The following is a 19,067-nucleotide window of genomic DNA, read 5'->3' as shown; positions in this document are numbered from 1 at the left end:
TCCGCGCGCCCGACCGCTCCGTATGCGCCGACCGGCCTTACGACGTTCCCGCAAGTGCTTGTCAGCATTCATGAAATGTATGCCTGGGAAGACGACCGAGCAAGCGCTTGGGTAACACGCGTGACTGGATTTGTTTCCAGCCCCTTCTCAACCAAGCGCTTGCTTGGTAATGTCGCCCCACACTTTCGCCGTCACGGGTCAAGAACAATGCAAAAGACCGTACGCATCGGCTGCGCCTCGGCCTTCTGGGGCGACACCTGTACCGCCGCCGCCCAACTGGTGCGCGGCGCGCCGCTGGACTACCTGGTGTTCGACTACCTGGCCGAGATCACCCTGTCGATCATGGCCGGGGCCCGCCTGAAACAGCCGGACGCCGGCTACGCCACCGACTTCGTCGAGGTCCTCGCGCCGCTGCTCGCAGAGATCGCCGGGAAGAACATCCGGGTGATCAGCAACGCCGGCGGAGTCAATCCACAGGCCTGCGCAGCCGCCCTCGCCGCGGCCTGCGAAAAGGCCGGGGTGCGGCTGAAGATCGCCGTGCTGCACGGCGACAACCTGCAACCACGCCAGGCCGAGCTGGCCAAGGCTGGCATCCGCGAGATGTTCAGCGACGCGCCGTTGCCGCCGATGTGCGTCTCGATCAACGCCTACCTCGGCGCGCCGGGCATCGTCGAGGCCCTGCGCCTGGGCGCGGATATCGTGATCACCGGCCGGGTGGTCGACAGCGCGGTGGTCAGCGCCGCCCTGGTCCATGAGTTCGGCTGGGCCTGGGACGACTATGACCGCCTGGCCCAGGCCGCCCTCGCCGGTCACATCGTCGAATGCGGCGCACAATGCACCGGCGGCAACTTCACCGACTGGGAGCAGGTGCCGGACTACGAGCACATCGGCTTCCCCATCGTCGAGGTCGAGGCCGACGGGCGTTTCGTGGTGACCAAGGCGCCGGGCACCGGCGGCCTGGTCAGCGAACTGAGCGTCGGCGAACAGATGCTCTACGAGATCGGCGACCCACGCGCCTACCTGCTGCCCGACGTGGTCTGCGACTTCACCGAGGTGCGCCTGCGCCAGGCCGGTCCCGACCGGGTCGCGGTGGAGGGTGCGCGCGGCCTGCCGCCCACTGACCGGTACAAGGTCAGCGCCACCTATCCGGACGGTTTCCGCTGCACCGCCAGTTGCCTGATCGCCGGCATCGACGCGGTGAAGAAGGCCGAGCGGGTCAGCCGGGCGATCATCGCCAGGACCGAGGAACTCTTCGCCGCACGCGGCTGGGAACCCTACCGCGAGGTCAGCATCGAGCTGCTCGGCAGCGAAGCCACCTACGGTCCCCACGGGCGGCGCCAGGACAGCCGCGAAGTGGTGGTCAAGCTGGCCGCGCGGCATCCGCGCAAGGAGGCCCTGGTGCTGTTTTCCCGCGAGATCGCCCAGGCCGCCACCGGGATGGCGCCGGGCCTGACCGGAATCGTCGGCGGCCGGCCGACGGTGTATCCGGTGATCCGCCTGTTCTCCTTCCTGATCGACAAGGCGCAATGCGCGTTGAGCGTGGAGATCGACGGCCGGCGCCATCCGCTGGAACTGCCGCGCCTCGAAGCCTTCGACCCGGCGCGATTGGCCGAGGCGCGCCAGCCACCGCGCCCGGACCAGCCCGCCAGCGCCAGCGTGGCGCTGGTGAAGCTGGCGGTGGCCCGCTCCGGCGACAAGGGCAACCACAGCAACATCGGGGTCATGGCGCGGCGCCCGGAGTACCTGCCGTGGATCGCCGAGGCGCTGGAGGAAGGCGCGGTGGTGGACTGGATGCAGCACGTGCTCGACCCGCAGACCGGCCGGGTCGGCCGCTGGTACCTGCCGGGCAGCCACAGCCTGAACTTCCTGCTGGAGAACGCCCTCGGCGGCGGCGGCGTCGCCAGCCTGCGCATCGACCCGCAGGGCAAGGCCTTCGCCCAACAGTTGCTGGAGTTACCGGTGGCGGTGCCGCAGGCGCTCGCCGACGCGCTGGAGACGCAGGGCAGGTAACGACAATCATGAACGGCGAATGCGGCGTGGCGCCGCATCCACCCACAGGATTCATCGGAGTCACCAGAACAATGAGCTACGACTCGATCTTCCGGCCCGGCCTGTTCGCCGGCCAGACCATCATCGTCACCGGCGGCGGCAGCGGCATCGGCCGCTGCACCGCCCATGAGCTGGCGGCCCTCGGCGCCCACGTGGTGCTGATCGGACGCAAGGCGGAAAAGCTGGAGAAGACCGCCGGCGAGATCGTCGAGGACGGCGGCAGCGTCAGCTGGCACGCCTGCGACATCCGCGAGGAGGACGCGGTGAAAGGCCTGGTGGCGAACATCCTGGCCGAACGCGGGAGCATCCACCACCTGGTCAACAACGCCGGCGGCCAGTATCCCTCGCCCCTCGCCTCGATCAGCCAGAAGGGCTTCGAGACCGTGGTCCGCACCAACCTGGTCGGCGGCTTCCTGGTCGCCCGCGAAGTGTTCAACCAGTCGATGAGCAAGACCGGCGGCAGCATCGTCAACATGCTCGCCGACATGTGGGGCGGCATGCCCGGCATGGGCCACTCCGGCGCCGCGCGCTCCGGCATGGAGAACTTCACCAGGACCGCCGCCGTCGAGTGGGGCCATGCCGGCGTGCGGGTCAACGCGGTGGCGCCGGGCTGGATCGCCTCCAGCGGCATGGATACCTACGAAGGCGCGTTCAAGGCGGTGATCCCGACCCTGCGCGAGCACGTACCGCTCAAGCGCATCGGCAGCGAGTCGGAGGTCGCCGCCGCCATCGTCTTCCTGCTCTCCCCCGGCGCGGCCTTCATCAGCGGCAACACGATCCGCATCGACGGCGCCGCCAGCCAGGGCAGCCGCGCCTTCCCGCTGGTCAAGGGCAAGCCGGGACAAAGCCGCGCCTACAACGGCTTCCACCGCGCCTACCTGCCCGACGTGCTGAAGGACCAGGAGGACTGACATGCCCGCGATCCAGTCGCAACTCGACGTCAACGGCGAGGACTTCGCCCGCAATCGCCAGGCCATGCTCGCCGCCGTGGCCGGCTTTCGCGAGCTGGAGCGGAAGGTCCTGGACAAGGCCGCCGAGGCCCGGCCGAAGTTCGAGAAACGCGGCCAGTTGCTGCCGCGCGAACGCCTGGCGCTGCTGCTCGACCCTGGCGCGCCGTTCCTCGAACTGTCCTCGCTGGCCGGCTACAGGCTGCACGACGACAAGGACGGCACCCAGGCCGGTGGCGGGATCATCGCCGGGATCGGCTACATCGCCGGGGTGCGCTGCCTGGTCAGTGCCAGCAACAGCGCGATCAAGGGCGGCACCATCTCCCCGACCGGGCTGAAGAAGACCCTGCGCCTGCAGCAGATCGCCATGGAGAACAAGCTGCCGGTGGTGGCCCTCACCGAAAGCGGCGGCGCCAACCTCAACTACGCGGCGGAGATCTTCGTCGAAGGCGCGCGTGGCTTCGCCAACCAGGCGCGGCTCTCGGCCATGGGCATTCCCCAGGTCACCGTGGTGCACGGTTCCAGCACCGCCGGCGGCGCCTACCAGCCGGGGCTTTCCGACTACGTGGTGGTGGTGCGCGGCAAGGCCAAGATGTTCCTCGCCGGGCCACCGCTGCTCAAGGCCGCCACCGGCGAGATCGCCAGCGACGAGGAACTCGGCGGTGCCGAACTGCATGCCCAGGTCGCCGGCACCGCCGAGTACCTGGCGGAAAACGACGCCGACGGCGTGCGCCTGGCCCGCGAGATCATCGGCATGCTGCCATGGAACGCGCAACTGCCTGCGCGCCCGGCGCCCGCCTGGCGCGAACCGCTGTACCCGGTGGAGGAGCTGCTCGGGGTGGTCCCGGCCGACCCGAAGAAGCCCTACGACGTCCGCGAGATCGTCGCGCGCATCGCCGACGGCTCCGAGTTCCTCGACTTCAAGCACGAGTTCGACGGCCAGACCGTCTGCGGCCACCTGCGCATCGAGGGCCACGCCTGCGGCCTGATCGGCAACAACGGACCGATCACCCCGCAGGGCGCGGCCAAGGCGGCGCAGTTCATCCAGCTCTGCGAACAGAGCAACACGCCGCTGCTGTTCCTGCACAACACCACCGGCTTCATGGTCGGCACCGAGTCGGAGCGCCAGGGTGTGATCAAGCACGGCTCGAAGATGATCCAGGCGGTGGCCAACGCCCGCGTGCCCAAGCTGACCCTGGTGGTCGGCGGCTCCTACGGCGCCGGCAATTACGCGATGTGCGGCCGCGGCCTCGACCCGCGCTTCATCTTCGCCTGGCCGAACAGCCGCACCGCGGTGATGGGCGGCGCCCAGGCCGGCAAGGTGCTGCGCATCGTCACCGAGGAGAAGCACGCCAAGGAAGGCAAGGAAGCCGATCCGAAGATGCTCGACATGCTGGAAACCGTCACCGCGCAGAAGCTCGACAGCCAGTCCACCGCGCTGTACGGCACCGCCAGCCTGTGGGACGACGGCCTGGTCGACCCGCGCGACAGCCGCAGGCTGCTCGGCTACTTGCTGGATATCTGCGCGGAAGCCGAGGCGCGGCCGCTGAAGGGCAACAGCTTCGGCGTCGCGAGGTTCTGACTGAAACAACGGAGCCGGGGCGACAGCCCCTCTGCCCCTCCCCCCTGAAGAGAGGGAGCCAAACAGACCCGGTATGAAACGAACCGCCCAGCCACTCCGGAACACCCCCTCTCACTCCACGGAGAGGGTTGGGGAGAGGGCCGGAGGTCGAATCAAGACAAGGCCCAGGAGGAAAGACAACCCATGATCTTCACCCAGGAACACGAAGAACTCCGCCGCACCGTCCGCAGCTTCGTCGAGCGGGAAATCAACCCCCACGTCGACCAGTGGGAAAAGGACGGCCGCTTCCCGATCCACGACATCTTCCGCAAGGCCGGCGAACTCGGCCTGCTGGGCATCTCCAAGCCGGAGAAGTTCGGCGGCATGGGCCTGGACTACAGCTACTCGATCGTCGCCGCCGAGGAGTTCGGCGGCATCACCTGCGGCGGCATCCCGATGGCCATCGGCGTGCAGACCGACATGTGCACCCCGGCCCTGGCCCGCTTCGGTTCCGACGAGTTGCGCGAGGAATTCCTCCGCCCGGCCATCGCCGGCGAGATGGTCGGCTGCATCGGCGTCTCCGAGGTCGGCGCCGGCTCCGACGTCGCCGGCCTGAAGACCACCGCGCGCAAGGATGGCGACGACTATGTGATCAACGGCAGCAAGATGTGGATCACCAACTCGCCGTCGGCCGACTTCATGTGCCTGCTGGCCAATACCTCCGACGACAAGCCGCACGTCAACAAGTCGTTGATCATCGTGCCGATGAACACCCCGGGCATCACCCTCAGCCCGCACCTGGACAAGCTCGGCATGCGCAGTTCGGAGACCGCCCAGGTGTTCTTCGATAACGTCCGCGTGCCGCAGCGCAACCGCATCGGCGCGGAAGGCGCCGGCTTCATGATGCAGATGCTGCAGTTCCAGGAAGAACGGCTGTTCGGCGCGGCCAACATGATCAAGGGCCTGGAGCACTGCATCGACGTCACCATCGAATACTGCAAGGAGCGCAGGACCTTCGGCCAGCCGCTGATCGACAACCAGGTCATCCACTTCCGCATGGCCGAGATGATGACCGAGGTCGAGGCGCTGCGCGCCCTGGTCTACCAGGCCACCGAGCTGTACGTGAAAGGCAGGGACGTGACCCGCCTGGCTTCGATGGCCAAGCTCAAGGCCGGCCGCCTCGGCCGCGAGGTCAGCGACGCCTGCCTGCAGTACTGGGGCGGCATGGGCTTCATGTGGGACAACCCGGTCTCCCGCGCCTATCGCGACACCCGCCTGGTGTCCATCGGCGGCGGTGCCGACGAGATCATGCTCGGCATCATCTGCAAGCTGATGGGCATCCTGCCGGGCAAGAAGAAAGGCTGACGTTCCAGGAGGAAACCGGCATGAGCCTGCCGCATTGCGAGACCCTGCTGCTGGAACCCGTCGAAGGCGTCCTGCGGATCACCCTGAACCGCCCGCAAAGCCGCAACGCCATGAGCCTGGCGATGGTCGGCGAACTGCGCGCGGTGCTCGCCGCCGTGCGCGACGACCGTAGCGTGCGAGCGCTGGTGCTGCGCGGCGCCGGCGGGCACTTCTGCGCCGGCGGCGACATCAAGGACATGGCCGGCGCCCGCGCCGCCGGGGCGGAAGCCTATCGCACGCTGAACCGCGCCTTCGGCAGCCTGCTGGAGGAGGCCCAGGCCGCGCCGCAGCTGCTGGTGGCGCTGGTGGAAGGCGCGGTGCTCGGCGGCGGTTTCGGCCTGGCCTGCGTGTCGGACGTGGCGATCGCCGCCGCCGATGCGCAGTTCGGCCTGCCGGAAACCAGCCTCGGCATTCTCCCGGCGCAGATCGCGCCTTTCGTGGTCCGCCGCATCGGCCTGACCCAGGCACGCCGCCTGGCCCTCACCGCCGCCCGCTTCGACGGCCGCGAGGCGCTGCGCCTGGGCCTGGTGCATTTCTGCGAGGCCGACGCCGATGCCCTCGAACAGCGCCTGGAGGAAACCCTCGAGCAACTGCGCCGCTGCGCGCCGAACGCCAACGCCGCCACCAAGGCCCTGCTGCTGGCCAGCGAAAGCGGCGAACTCGGCGCCCTGCTGGACGATGCGGCGCGCCAGTTCGCCGAAGCGGTGGGCGGCGCCGAAGGCAGCGAAGGCACCCTGGCCTTCGTACAGAAACGCAAGCCGGTCTGGGCCCAGTGAGCCACGACCGCGAAACAGGGCAACAGCCTCCAGGAGCCGAACGACATGCCCAGCTTCAACAAGATCCTCGTCGCCAACCGCGGTGAAATCGCCTGCCGGGTGCTGCGCACCGCCCATGAACTGGGCTACCGCAGCGTCGCCGTGTACAGCGAGGCGGACGCCGACGCCCGCCATGTGCAACTGGCCGACGAGGCCGTGTGCATCGGCCCGGCACCGGTGGCGCAGTCCTACCTGGACCTCGAGGCGATCCTCGACGCCGCCCGTCGCAGCGGCGCCGAGGCGATCCACCCCGGCTACGGCTTCCTCTCCGAGAACGCCGAGTTCGCCCGAGCCTGCGAAGCCGCCGGGATCGTCTTCATCGGCCCGGATGCGGAAGCCATCCACCTGATGGGCAGCAAGCGCCTGTCGAAGATCGCCATGCTCGCCGCCGGGGTGCCGTGCATCCCCGGCTACGAAGGCGCCGAACAGGACGACGCGACCCTGCGGCGCGAGGCCGAACGCATCGGCTACCCGCTGATGATCAAGGCCAGCGCCGGCGGCGGCGGCCGCGGCATGCGCCTGGTGGAGGAACCCGACCAACTGCTGGACCAGTTGCGCACCGCGCGCTCGGAAGCGCTGGGCGCCTTCGGCAGCGCCGAACTGATCCTGGAGAAAGCCGTGCTGCGCCCGCGCCACGTGGAGATCCAGGTGTTCGGCGACCGCCACGGCAACCTGCTCTACCTCGGCGAACGCGACTGCTCGGTGCAGCGCCGCCACCAGAAGGTCATCGAGGAAGCCCCCTGCCCGGTGCTCGATGCCGACCTGCGTCGCGCCATGGGCGAGGCGGCGGTGAAGGCAGCGGCCTCGGTCAACTACGTGGGCGCCGGCACCGTCGAGTTTCTTCTCGCCGAGGATGGCCGCTTCTACTTCCTGGAGATGAATACCCGCCTGCAGGTCGAACACCCGGTCACCGAACTGGTCACCGGCCAGGACCTGGTGGCCTGGCAGATCCGCGTCGCCGAGGGCCATCCGCTGCCGCTGCGGCAGGAGCAGGTGGAACTGCGCGGGCATGCCATCGAGGTCCGCCTCTACGCCGAGGACGCCGGTCGCGGCTTCCTGCCGCAGACCGGCACGGTGCTGCGCTGGGACCCGGAACTGCTGCCCGGCGTACGCATCGACCATGGCTTGGTCGAGGGGCAGTCGGTGACGCCCTTCTACGACCCGATGCTGGCCAAGCTGATCGCCTACGGGGCGACCCGCGACGAAGCCCGGCGCAAGCTGATCCGCGCGCTGGAGCGCTGCGTGCTGCTGGGGGTCGACGGCAACCAGCGGTTCCTCGCCAACCTCCTGGCGCATCCGGACTTCGCCGCCGGCGAGGCGACCACCGCCTTCATCGGCGAACGCTTCGCCGAAGACCCCAGCCTGCAACCGCACCAGCCGGGCGCCGAGGAACTGGCCCTGGCCGCCGCCCTGCTCTACCAGGCCGGCGCCGAGGCCAGTGCGCACCAGCCCGGCCTGGCCGGCTGGCGCAGCGCCGCCGGGGCGCCGTGGAAGATCGCCCTGAAGCATGCCGAGCAACGCCTGGAGATCGATCTGGAAGTCCTCGAAAGCGGTCGCCGGCCGCGACTGCTGGCACGCCTGGAACGACGCGAGATCGCCGTGCGCCTGCTCGACTGCGACGGGCGCTGGGCCAGCGCCGAACTCGACGGCATTCGCCGCCGCCACGCCTACCACCTGGACGGCGGGCGCCTCTGGCTGTACGGCCACGGCGGCAACCTCGAACTGCTCGATGTCACCCACGCCGGCGCCAACGCCCAGGCCGGCGCCAGCTCCGGCACGGTCAAGGCGCCGATGGACGGCGCCATCGTCGAGGTGCTGGTCGGCGAAGGCGAACGGGTCGGCAAGGGCCAACTGCTGCTGGTACTGGAGGCAATGAAGATGGAACACCCGCTGAAGGCCGGGGTCGACGGCGTGGTCCGCCGCGTCCAGGTCGGCCGTGGCGAGCAGGTGCGCAACCGGCAGGTGCTGGTCGAGGTGGAAGCCGACGCCTGAGACAACCCGCCGCTCATCCGCAACGACGACGACAAGAAAACGGAGACGCCCATGTCACTGCACGGCAAGACCCTGTTCATCACCGGCGCCAGCCGCGGCATCGGCCGAGAGATAGCCCTGCGCGCCGCGCGCGACGGCGCCAACCTGGTGATCGCGGCGAAGAGCGCCGAACCGCATCCGAAGCTGGAAGGCACCATCTTCAGCGTCGCCGCCGAGGTCGAGGCCGCCGGTGGCCAGGCCCTGCCGCTGCAACTCGACGTGCGCGACGAACAGGCCGTGGCGGCGGCCATGGCCCGCGCCGCCGAACGTTTCGGCGGGATCGATGCGCTGGTCAACAACGCCGGGGCGATCCGCCTGGTCGGGGTGGAGAAGCTCGAACCCAGGCGCTTCGACCTGATGTACCAGATCAACACCCGCGCGGTGCTGGTCTGCAGCCAGGCTGCCCTGCCCTACCTGCGCGAAAGCGCCAACGGCCATATCCTCAGCCTCTCGCCGCCGATCAACCTGGCCGGCAAGTGGTTCGCCCAATACGGTCCCTATACGGTCACCAAGTACGGCATGAGCATGCTCACCCTGGGTATGCACGAGGAGTTCGGGAAGTACGCCATCAGCGTCAACGCGCTATGGCCGAAGACCATGATCGCCACCGCCGCCATCGAGTTCGAGCTGGGCAGCCGTGACGCCTTCCGCCGCGCACGCACCCCGGCGATCATGGCCGACGCCGCGCATGCCATTCTCACCAGCGAGGGGCGCAGCCTCAGCGGGCGCCTGCTGGTCGACGAGGAATTGCTGCGCGAACGCGGCCAGACCGATTTCGAGCAGTATCGCTACGACCCCGAGGGTGGCGCGCTGGTGCCCGACCTGTTCCTCGACTGAGGTCTCCGACGAAAGGCGCGCGGCGCTCTGCGGCGGGCTTCGGGGCTATTTGCCGAAGTGCCCCGGAGCGACCGCGCAACGGTCATAGCCGGGGCGGCGACTGCGGTCTAGAGTCGCGGGAGCGTCCCTACGCCCCGCACAACAACGACAAAGCGCGAGAGCCATGACCCACGCCGACCTGATCACCTTCAACCGTTTCGTTGCCCGCCTGCCCGCCACCTTCGGCCGCGTCCCGCGCATGCTGCGCGGCCTGTACTACACCGCGATTCGCAACCGCGAGAAGAGCCTGTCCCTGGGCTGGGCGCTGGAGCGCGCGGCACGCCTGTACCCGGACAACCCGGCGGTGCTCGACGGCCAGCGGCGAATCAGCTATGCCCTGTTCAACGGCTGGGCCAACCGCCTGGCGCGTGCCTTCAAGGCCGAGGGCGTAGGCCACGGCAGCGTGGTCGCGGTGATGCTGGAGAACCGCGTCGAGCTGCTGGCGATCCTCGCCGCGCTGGCCAAGCTCGGCGCCATCGGCGCGCTGGTCAACACCACCCAGCGCGGCAAGGTCCTGGTGCACAGCCTGAACCTGGTGAAGCCCGGTCACTTCGTGGTCGGCGAGGAACTGCGCGAAGTGTTCGAGGAAGTCCGCCAGGACGTGCTCGGCAACGCCGGCCACTGCTACTGGGTCGATGACGGCGATACCCTCGGCGATCCCGGCTCGCCGCCGATGGGCTGGCGCAACCTGATGCGCCTGGCCCAGGGACAGACCTCGGAAAACCTCGAGGATACCGGCAGGGTGCGGCTCAAGGATTCCTGCTTCTACATCTACACCTCCGGCACCACCGGCCTGCCGAAGGCTTCGATCATGAGCCACGGCAAGTGGATCAAGGCCTATGGCGGCTTCGGCCATTCCGGCCTGGGTCTTGGCCGCGACGACGTGCTCTACCTGACCCTGCCCTGCTACCACAACAACGCCGTGACCGTCTGCTGGAGCGCGGCGCTGGCCGGCGGCGCGGCCATGGCCCTGCGCCGCAAGTTCTCCGCCAGCGCTTTCTGGAAAGACGTACAGCACTACCGGGCGACCTGCTTCGGCTACATCGGCGAGCTCTGCCGCTACCTGCTGAACCAGCCGCCGTGCGCCGAGGAACGCGACAACAGCCTGACCTGCATGATCGGCAACGGCCTGCGCCCGTCGATCTGGGCCGAGTTCAAGCAACGCTTCGAGATCCAGCGGATCACCGAGTTCTACGCTTCCAGCGAAGGCAACATCGGCTTCACCAATGTGTTCAATTTCGACAATACCGTGGGTTTCTCCCCGGCCACCTACGCCATTGTCCGCTACGACCTGGAGAACGACCGCCCGGTACGCGACGCCAGGGGCTTCATGGAAAAGGTCGGCAAGGGCGAGGTCGGCCTGCTGATCAGCGAGATCAGCGCGAAGTGGCCGTTCGATGGCTACACCGACCCGGCCAAGAGCGAGGCGGTGATCCTCCGCGACGTGTTCAAGAAGGGCGACGCCTGGTTCAACACCGGCGACCTGATGCGCGACATCGGCTTCAAGCACACCCAGTTCGTCGACCGCCTCGGCGACACTTTCCGCTGGAAGGGCGAGAACGTATCCACCACCGAGGTGGAGAACGCCCTCGGCGCCTTCGACGGAGTCGAGGACGCGGTGGTCTACGGCGTGGAGATTCCCGGCACCAACGGTCGCTGCGGGATGGCCGCGCTACGCCTGGGCGATGGCACCGAGCTGGACCGCGACGCCCTCGCCGCGCACCTCGACCGCGAGCTGCCGGCCTATGCCGTGCCGGTGTTCCTGCGCCTGCTGCGCGAGGTCGAGACCACCGGTACCTTCAAGTACAAGAAGACCGACCTCAAGCGCGACGCCTACGACCCCTCCCGGGTGCAGGAGCCGCTGTTCGTCCGCCTGCCCGGCAGCGCCACCTACCAGCCGCTGGAGGCGGAGCTGTACCAGGCGTTGCAGGCGCAGCGCTATCGCTTCTGAGCGCCGGGGCGGCCTACTGGCGGAACTCGAACTGCAACTCGGCCCCTTCCAGGGGCCGTGATACGCCCAGTTCGCGGTCGCGATAGAGCAACTGGCCGTTGAGGCGGAAATCGCTGTCGTCCTTTTCCTCGAACATCGGCGGCAGCAGCGGCTTGGGCTTGTGCGTCTCGTCCGCCCCCGGCGGCGCCATCTTCTGCACCAGTTCCTTCGGCAGGCGCAGGTCCAGGCTGGCGCTCGGCAGCGGCTTGCGCACCTCGGGATCGAGACGGGTGTTGGAAGCGCGCTTCGCCGGCGCCGGCTTGTCCTTGGCGACCGCCTTGCTGGCCGGCTTCTGTGGCGCAGCCGCCGGCTTCGGCTTGGCCGGCGGCTTGGGCTCGGCGACCTGCCCAGCGCTCGGCGCGGCCTTCTTCGGAGCTGTTTCCGGCTCGACAGGTGCGGCAGGTGGCGGCTCCGGTGGTGGAGCCTGCACTGGCTGCACCGGAGCGCGCTGCTCCTGCAACGGTGCTTCCGGGGCTTTCTTTTCCGGCGCCTTGGAGCCGTCATCGCAGGCCGCCAGGAAGCAACCGGAAAGAACAACGACGCAAATTCGGCACAAAAGACGTTTCATAGTCACGCAGGTATGGCCAACTGCGGCAATGCTGACGGCAGACTGCAACCAAGGCAAGGGTTCGCTATCGTCATCCTGGCACTCCCTCCGTTGTTCGCACCATGCCTAACCTGCCATGGGCGGATAACCGCTTGATGTCAGCCCGCGATACCTCGCGGCGGCGCGGGTCATGGCCGTCATGGCTGTTTGCGGGCGCTCGCGGCCATCGTCGCGAGCCGTTCCAGGCGCTCCACCAGGTTCTCCCCGGGGAAACGCTTCTGCAGCTCGGCCAGCTGGGTCGCGGCCTGCTCCGCCTTGCCCTGCTCACGCAGGGCAAGGACGGCCCTGAGCGCCTCGTCGAGCACTTCCGGCTTCACCGCAACCGCCTTGCCCCTGGCCTGGGCAACGAAATCGCCGGCCAGCTCCGCCTGCACCTTCGCCTGCTGCGCGGCCTGGGCCGGCGGCCGGTCGGCCAGGGCAGCCGGAGCCGGCGGCGCGGCCTCTGCCATCAGCTGCGGCGCTTCCCCTGACGAAGCGTAGCTGGCCAGCAAGGCCGGGGGTTCCGCCATCTCGCCGGGTAGCGGAGCCGGCGCCGCCGGTGCGCGCATGACCCGCTTCGCGGCGCCGGCCCCGGCGACTCCGTCGCGCAGGGGCACATCGCTGAACGCCACTTCGGGACGAGCCTGGCGCTCGGCGTCGTCAAGCACGTCGTGGCTGACCAGCCCCAGCACCAGCGCCACGCCCAGCAGGCTGGCGAAAGCCGCCTGCCAGCGCGGCCTGCGGGTGGCCTCCAGCCAGCGCCGCCACCAGGACCGGGCGGGTTCGGCATGCGCCGCCTGGCGTCGCGCGGCGGCGAGGATCGCCTGGTCCAGCACCGGCGCCGGCTGCTGCGGCGCGTGGGCGCGGAAATGCGCCAGCATCTGCTCTTCGGCGACGCTCGCGGAATGCTTCTGTGGGTTCATACCGCCACCTCCTCGGCCAGCAGCCGGCGCAGCTTCTGCACCGCATAGCGGAACCGGCTCTTCACCGTCTCCAGCGGCGACTGGGTGAGCGTGGCGATCTCGGCCAGTTCCAGTTCGCCGTGGGCGCGCATCAGGAATACTTCGCGCTGCTCCTCGGGCAGGGTCTGCAGCGCGCTCTGCAAGCGCTCGCCGTCGCGGATCAGGCTGAGCTGCTGCTCGGGGCCGGCGCCCTGGTCGGGTTGCGCGTGCAACTGTTCGTCGTAGCTGTCCTGCAACGGCTGGCGCTGGCCATGCTTGCGCCAGTGATCGATCAGGCGGTTGCGGGCGATCTGGTAGAGCCAGGTGCGGAAGCTCGCCCGGCCCTGCGGCTGGCTCTGGCTGCGGATCAGGCTGAGCCAGGTTTCCTGGTAGATCTCGTCGGCCAGCTCGGCCTGTCCGGCGAGACCGCAGAGAAATCGGTAGAGACCCTGCCGGTGGCGCTGGTAGAGCACCTCGAAGGCCGCGCTGTCGCCCTTGCGGTAACGCGCCAGCAGCGTTTCGTCGCTGCCGGCGGCGGCCGTGGCGCTGGTGGAGGCATGCATGCCGCTGGTCGACTCCTGTCCTGTATCAAAGGCGACCGAGAGCAGGCTCATCGGCCACATCCTTCGCGGCGCGCATCGGCGGCGCCGCGAAACGCCCGGACCGTCGCCAGAAGCGCGGCCGGAGCGGCTATCGGTAGACATTTTCCAGCACCGGACAGTTCGGCGAAAGCGCCGGTCCGGATGGAAGCCGGGAAAAACATCGAGACGACCTCGTCGTGCGGCGGAGATTATCCGCTGAGACGAAGCTGTCGAGGGATTCGGGTCAACCCTCGGGAAAATTCTTCGCGGGCTGCCGCGGGGCGCCCCTCAACCGAGGGAGCGCCTGGCGCTCAGGCGGCGATCAGGCCTTCCTGGCAAAGCTGTCCGGCGAGCATGCCGAGGGTCATGATCGCCCGCTCCGCCTCGCGGTTCCAGGGGATCCCGCAGGTCAGCCGCAGGCAGTTGTTGAACTGCTCGGTGTTGCTGAAGATCAGCCCCGGGGCGATGCTGATGCCCTGCTCCAGCGCCCGCACGTGCAGTTCCTTGGTGTTGACCTTGGCCGGCAGGCTGACCCAGAGGATGAAGCCGCCCTTGGGCCGGGTCATCTGCGTCCCTTCCGGGAAGTACTGCTGCACCGCCAGCTGGTAGGCGGTCATGTTCTTCCGGTACTCCTGGCGGATGTAGCGCAGGTGGCGGTCGTAGCCGCCGTTCTCCAGGTACGCGGCGACGCCCATCTGGGTCACGGTACAGGCCGAGTGGGTGGTGAAGGTCTGCAGGCGGCGGATCTCCTCCTGGTAGCGTTCGGCGATGATCCAGCCGATGCGCACGCCAGGCGAGATGGTCTTGGAGAAGCTCGAGCAGTAGATCACCCGGCCGTCGCGGTCGTGGGACTTGAGCGAGCGCGCCTGGCCCTGGTCGAACATCAGTTCGCCGTAGATGTCGTCCTCGACCACGCCGATGTTGTGCTCGGCGGTCAGCTTGAGCAGTTGCTTCTGGCGATCCTCGGGAATCGTCCCGCCGAAGGGATTGCTCAGTCGCGCGGTCAGCACCAGCGCCTTGATCGACCACTGGTTGGCCGCCAGTTGCAGCGCCTCCAGGCTGATCCCGGTACGCGGGTCGCTGGGGATCTCGATGACCTTCAGGCCCAGCACGTCGGCCAGTTGCAGCAGGCCGTAGTAGCTCGGCGACTCGGTGGCGATCAGGTCGCCAGGACGGGTCAGTACCCGCAGGGCCATGTGGATGGCGTCCACGCAGCCGTGGGTGATGGTCACCTGCGACGGATCGACCACCACGCCGGCGTCGCGCATGCGGATCGCCACCTGCCGCCGCAGCGGCTCGAAACCGGGGCTGAACATGTAGCTGAACGCCCGCGGGCTCTGGAAGCGGGTGACCTTGGCCAGTTGCTGGTGCAAGGCGCGCACCGGCAGGTAGTCCACGTGCGGCACCGCCGCGCCGAGCGGGAACACCCCCTCGCGGCGGGACTCGGCGAGCACCTGGTTGATGATGCTGCTACGGGTGACCAGGCCGGGACGCTCGACCCGCGCGATGTCCGGGGTCGGCGCGGTCAGCGCCGGGGTGCGGTGGACATAGAAGCCGGACTGCGGACGGGCGCGGATCAGGCCCTGGTCCTCGAGGGTGGCGTAGGCCTGCAGCACGGTGGCGTGGCTGACGTTCAGCTGGGTGCTGAGCTTGCGCACCGACGGCACCCGCTCGCCCGGCTGGTAGACGCCACGGCGGATGTCCTCGGCCAACTGCTGGGCGATGCGTTGGTAGAGCAGCAGATTGGTCATGGCGGGAATTCCTCGGCGATTGAACCGAAACAGTAGCTCAATTCATGTAACTGCTCCAGAACAGTTGGACCGGAAACCCCGCATACAGTCGCAAAACTGTACGGGTCGGTCGCGGGAACGATGGGTTGCCGCTGAAAAGAAAACCCGGGCGGTCGCCACCGGCCGGGCGCGGGCGGGAAGCGACCCCGCCAAGAGCCGCCTTGGGGAACGGCTTGGGGAAACCTCAGAAGCGCAAGGCGTCCGGCGCCGCGCGCTCGCCGGTCGACGCTTGCCAGGCGAAGGGACTTGCCGCGAGGCCGAGGTCGCCGAACAGGCGGAAGTCCGGAAGCTCGGCGGGCTGGCGCGAGACCGGGGAAAAATCCTCGAGAGCCAGGCGGGTGACGAAGATCCGGGTCTCCACCTGCAGCGCCAGCAGGCTGACGCGTTCCGGCGTCGGGCAGTCCGCCTCGCCGCAGGACGCCGTAGAGGCGGCCAGCAGCAGCTCCTGGCGGCGGGCTTCGGGAACCGCGCGGAGTTCGGCGGCGAACGACGGCTGGCACAGGCTCAGCAGCAACGGCAGGATGAAACGGGTAAGGCGGAACGGGCGGCTCATGCGGACTCCTGGACGGCAGCGGGGAACTCCCGCGGGCTGTAAAGGATTGTTCCGCAACTGCCGGTCGAGATGTTTCGAACCCGGTCAGCAGAGTTCGTGAAGCCAGTTCAGCACGCCCAGGGCGATCAGCTCGGCATCGCTGTTGAGGCCGATCTTGACCATCGCGTTCTTCTTGTGGGTGCTGATGGTGGACACGCTGCGCATGGTCCGCTGCGCGATCTCGCTGACCGTGTCGCCCCGCGCCAGGCGACGGAGGATATCGATCTCGGTGGGGCTCAGCGGCTTGCCGGCGTGTCGTTGCGGCTGTAGGCCGGGGTCGAGGAAGGTCTGTCCGAGCGCCATGCATTCCAGCGCGCTCTGCAGGGTGTCCAGGGGGCTGCGCTTGCTGATGTAGGCCGAGGCGCCGCTGCGCAGCACCGCCTTGGCCAGCAGCGGCGCGCTGAATATCGAATAGACCATCACCTTCAGTTGCGGGCAACGCCGGGTCAGCCATTCCACCAGGTGGATGCCATCGCGGCTGCGCTGCCCGGGCAGGCCCAGCTCGGTGATCAGGATGCAGTCCGGCGGCAGCTCGGCCAACCGCGCCAGCAGGCTGTCGCTGTCGCCGACCACCGCCAGCACCTGGCGTCCGCACGCTTCGTCCAGGTAACGCTGCAGGGCCCACTGCATGACCGGGAGGGAGTCGGCGATCACCACGCCGGGCCGTGTTTCGTTCGAACTCATTGCGCATCTCTACTCGTTATTACGAAATACAAGGTGCTTATGCTGCCCTGATTGGTGCTCGAACTATTTCGATCCCGATGATAACGCCGCTTTCCCGCACCGCAGGGAGGAACAACCACCCGCGACGCCGCGGCAGACGAAAAAGCCCCGGTCCTCGCGGTACCGGGGCTTTCCCGAGCCGGGCATGGCTCAGCGCGGCGCGCTGAGCTGGCCCTTGTCGTTGGAGAAGACGATCTCCACCCGGCGGTTCTGCGCCCGTCCGCGATTGGACGCGTTGTCGGTGACCGGGAAGGCCTCGCCATAGCCGGCCACCTGCATGCGCGCGGGATCCACGCCGAGATCGGCGAGCACGTCGGCCACCGCCTGGGCGCGCGCGCGGGACAGGTCGAGGTTGGCCTGCCGGTCGCCGACGCTGTCGGTGTAGCCTTCGATGCGGATCACCCGCCGCGGGTTGAGCTGGAGGAACTGCACCAGCTTCAGCGCGGTGCGGTTGGCCGCCGGCTTGAGCTCGGCGCGGTTGAAGTCGAACAGTACGTCGCCGAGGGTCAGCACCAGGCCACGCTCGGTTTCCTCGGTGCTGAGGCTGGCGATTTCCTCGCTCAGGCGCTGGCCCTGTTCCTGCACGCTGAGCAGCTTGGCTTCGCGCAGGGCCAGTTGCAGGCGCTCGCGCTCCAGTTGCAGGCGGACCAGGCGCTCCTGGTTGAGATTGAGCTGCGCATGCTGGCGGGCGATCTCGCTGTAGCGCTGGCTCAGGTAGGCGTACTGGATCACGTCGCTGCTGCTGCCCCAGTAGCTGGACAGGCGCTCGGCACGGGCCAGCGACTCGCCGGCGCGGATCACGTCCTTGGGCGCCGCGCGCAGCACATCGGAATCTTCCTTGACCTGGTCGAACTCGCTCTGCGCCTTGGCCAGCGACTGTTCGCTGAGCTTGTGGTCGGCGCAGCCGACCAGCGCGGCGCAGGCCAGCAGGGTGGCGAGGAGCGTGGTTTTCCCCGGCATCAGTGGACCTCCCCCAGTTGCCTGCGCAGGCGCTTCAGGCTCTTGTCCAGCTCGCCGAGCTGGTCCTTGCTCTTCTGCGTCAGCACCTTGGACTCGGCGAGACGCGCGTCCAGCTCGGCCTGCTCGGCCAGCAGCCGGGCCTTCTTGTAGGATTCCGCAGTCAGCGCGATCTGCGCCGCGGCGTACTTGTCCTGGGCCAGCTTCAGCTCGGCCACGTCATCGGTGGCGCCGACCGCCTCGGCCTGCCTGAGGGCCTGCTCGGTCAGGCGCATCTGCTCCAGCGGAGCCGGGTCGTTGCTCGCACAACCGCTCAGGGTCAGCGCGGCGAGGCCTGCGGCCATCATCCATCGAATGCTCACAAGTCACTTTCCTGCGTTGTCGGACGGGCGCCGGAAGCCGGCAATTGCTGGGCTTTCCAGCGTTCGAGATTGTCCTGCAAGAGCGTTACGGGAACGCCGGCAGCCGACAATTCTGTCATCTTTTTCGCCAGTTGTCCGCGCAGCCACGGATCGTTGCAGGCGGAGTTGTGCGACAGCGCCAGGTACAGCCCCTCGCTGCTCAGCACCGGCTCCAGCGCCTGCAGGTCGTCGGCCATGCCCAGCGCCTCGACCTGGGCCTGCCCGGGCAGCGCCTGGTAGAGGAGGAACTCGCTGCGCTTGAGCATCAGGTCCTGCAGGCCCTGGGTCAGGCTCGGCACCGGTTTCAGGTCGAGGCTGGCCCTGGCGAAGCGGTCGAACTCCTCGCCCAGGCTGCCGCCGGCCAGCACGCTGCCCTTGTGCCCGATCAGATCGTCGCGGCCGATGAACGGAAACACGGCGTCCCTGTTCACCCAGGCCACCCCGCTGGTCATCAGGAACGGCGGATGCACGTAGTCCATGCTGCCGAGCCGGGCCAGGGTCAGGTAGGCCCCGGCGAGCAGGTCGGCGCGACCGCTGGTCACCTCTTCCTGGGCCTTCTCCCAGGAGCCGCCGTAGAGCACGTCGATGCGCACCCCGAGTTCCTTGCCCAGGCGCTGCAACAGGTCGGCGTTGGCGCCGATCAGGCGCTGCGGGTCCTGCGGGTCGCGCCACAGGTAGGGTGGGTATTCCGGGTTGCCGGTGGCCACCAGGCGCTCGCAGGAGCCGGCCGCCGCGGCCAGCCCCGGAACGAACAGCGCCGCCAGCAGGATGCCGGCCAGGCGGCGCGGGGAACAGCGAAAGGACATGGATTCAGGCTCCGCGG

Annotated in this window: 17 protein-coding genes; 8 read left to right on the top strand and 9 right to left on the bottom strand. The window is 68.6% G+C overall.

Translation table 11 applies throughout. The features are described 5' to 3' along the window. The first annotated feature begins 207 nt into the window (after positions 1–207). The 8 genes from B7D75_RS10700 to B7D75_RS10665 all read left to right on the top strand — a co-directional run bounded on the left by B7D75_RS10700 (position 208) and on the right by B7D75_RS10665 (position 11,634). Entirely contained in the window at positions 208–2,010 is a 1,803-nt protein-coding gene (locus tag B7D75_RS10700) for an acyclic terpene utilization AtuA family protein (RefSeq protein ID WP_107113990.1), read from the top strand. 71 nt (positions 2,011–2,081) lie between these two features. Next, the gene (locus B7D75_RS10695; RefSeq protein ID WP_107113989.1) at positions 2,082–2,960 is read left to right on the top strand and encodes an SDR family oxidoreductase; all 879 of its coding nucleotides are present in this window, start codon (positions 2,082–2,084) and stop codon (positions 2,958–2,960) included. A 1-nt stretch (position 2,961) separates the two neighbouring features. Continuing rightward, positions 2,962–4,578: a geranyl-CoA carboxylase subunit beta gene (gene atuC, locus B7D75_RS10690; RefSeq protein WP_012075228.1), complete on the top strand. Its 1,617-nt coding sequence runs from the start codon at positions 2,962–2,964 to the stop codon at positions 4,576–4,578. A gap of 183 nt (positions 4,579–4,761) precedes the next feature. After that, on the top strand, positions 4,762–5,922 hold the full coding sequence (gene atuD / locus B7D75_RS10685) for a citronellyl-CoA dehydrogenase (protein ID WP_012075227.1): 1,161 nt from the start codon (positions 4,762–4,764) through the stop codon (positions 5,920–5,922). A gap of 20 nt (positions 5,923–5,942) precedes the next feature. Continuing rightward, positions 5,943–6,737, top strand: a complete 795-nt coding sequence (atuE, locus tag B7D75_RS10680) for an isohexenylglutaconyl-CoA hydratase (protein WP_003119850.1) — start codon at positions 5,943–5,945, stop codon at positions 6,735–6,737. 45 nt (positions 6,738–6,782) lie between these two features. After that, positions 6,783–8,768 carry a geranyl-CoA carboxylase subunit apha gene (gene atuF, locus B7D75_RS10675; RefSeq protein WP_107113988.1) on the top strand — a complete coding sequence of 662 codons (1,986 nt, stop codon included), beginning with the start codon at positions 6,783–6,785 and terminating at the stop codon, positions 8,766–8,768. 51 nt (positions 8,769–8,819) lie between these two features. Next, on the top strand, positions 8,820–9,644 hold the full coding sequence (locus tag B7D75_RS10670) for an SDR family oxidoreductase (protein ID WP_012075225.1): 825 nt from the start codon (positions 8,820–8,822) through the stop codon (positions 9,642–9,644). A gap of 163 nt (positions 9,645–9,807) precedes the next feature. After that, the gene (locus B7D75_RS10665) at positions 9,808–11,634 is read left to right on the top strand and encodes a long-chain-acyl-CoA synthetase (RefSeq protein WP_058130176.1); all 1,827 of its coding nucleotides are present in this window, start codon (positions 9,808–9,810) and stop codon (positions 11,632–11,634) included. A gap of 13 nt (positions 11,635–11,647) precedes the next feature. Here the strand turns inward: B7D75_RS10665 and B7D75_RS29335 are convergent, their stop codons facing one another. The 9 genes from B7D75_RS29335 to B7D75_RS10620 form a co-directional block, all read right to left on the bottom strand. Continuing rightward, on the bottom strand, positions 11,648–12,112 hold the full coding sequence (locus B7D75_RS29335; protein WP_176540968.1) for a translation initiation factor 2: 465 nt from the start codon (positions 12,110–12,112) through the stop codon (positions 11,648–11,650). A 305-nt stretch (positions 12,113–12,417) separates the two neighbouring features. After that, the gene (gene sbrR / locus B7D75_RS10655) at positions 12,418–13,182 is read right to left on the bottom strand and encodes an anti-sigma factor SbrR (protein ID WP_043104223.1); all 765 of its coding nucleotides are present in this window, start codon (positions 13,180–13,182) and stop codon (positions 12,418–12,420) included. Beyond that, a complete protein-coding gene (gene sbrI / locus B7D75_RS10650; protein WP_107114666.1) occupies positions 13,179–13,763 on the bottom strand; it encodes an ECF family RNA polymerase sigma factor SbrI in 585 nt (194 codons plus the stop codon). The genes sbrR and sbrI overlap by 4 nt, the downstream gene beginning before the upstream one ends. Before the next feature lie 329 nt (positions 13,764–14,092). Further along, the gene (locus tag B7D75_RS10645; RefSeq protein ID WP_003091003.1) at positions 14,093–15,532 is read right to left on the bottom strand and encodes an aminotransferase-like domain-containing protein; all 1,440 of its coding nucleotides are present in this window, start codon (positions 15,530–15,532) and stop codon (positions 14,093–14,095) included. A 223-nt stretch (positions 15,533–15,755) separates the two neighbouring features. Then, positions 15,756–16,124, bottom strand: coding sequence for a hypothetical protein (locus B7D75_RS10640; RefSeq protein ID WP_003157867.1), 369 nt, complete (start codon positions 16,122–16,124; stop codon positions 15,756–15,758). An 84-nt stretch (positions 16,125–16,208) separates the two neighbouring features. Then, a complete protein-coding gene (locus B7D75_RS10635; protein ID WP_003157868.1) occupies positions 16,209–16,847 on the bottom strand; it encodes a response regulator transcription factor in 639 nt (212 codons plus the stop codon). 189 nt (positions 16,848–17,036) lie between these two features. After that, on the bottom strand, positions 17,037–17,846 hold the full coding sequence (locus tag B7D75_RS10630; protein ID WP_107113986.1) for an OmpA family protein: 810 nt from the start codon (positions 17,844–17,846) through the stop codon (positions 17,037–17,039). Next, complete coding sequence (locus tag B7D75_RS10625) at positions 17,846–18,205, bottom strand: DUF4398 domain-containing protein (protein ID WP_034078527.1); 360 nt, start codon at positions 18,203–18,205, stop codon at positions 17,846–17,848. Before B7D75_RS10625 ends, B7D75_RS10630 begins: the two co-directional genes overlap by 1 nt. Then, on the bottom strand, positions 18,202–19,050 hold the full coding sequence (locus B7D75_RS10620; protein WP_034078525.1) for a substrate-binding periplasmic protein: 849 nt from the start codon (positions 19,048–19,050) through the stop codon (positions 18,202–18,204). Before B7D75_RS10620 ends, B7D75_RS10625 begins: the two co-directional genes overlap by 4 nt. Positions 19,051–19,067 lie beyond the last annotated feature (17 nt).

This window comes from Pseudomonas paraeruginosa (genome assembly GCF_003025345.2).
Classification (GTDB): Bacteria; Pseudomonadota; Gammaproteobacteria; order Pseudomonadales; family Pseudomonadaceae; genus Pseudomonas; species Pseudomonas paraeruginosa.
This window is presented reverse-complemented; position numbering and strand designations above follow the sequence as displayed.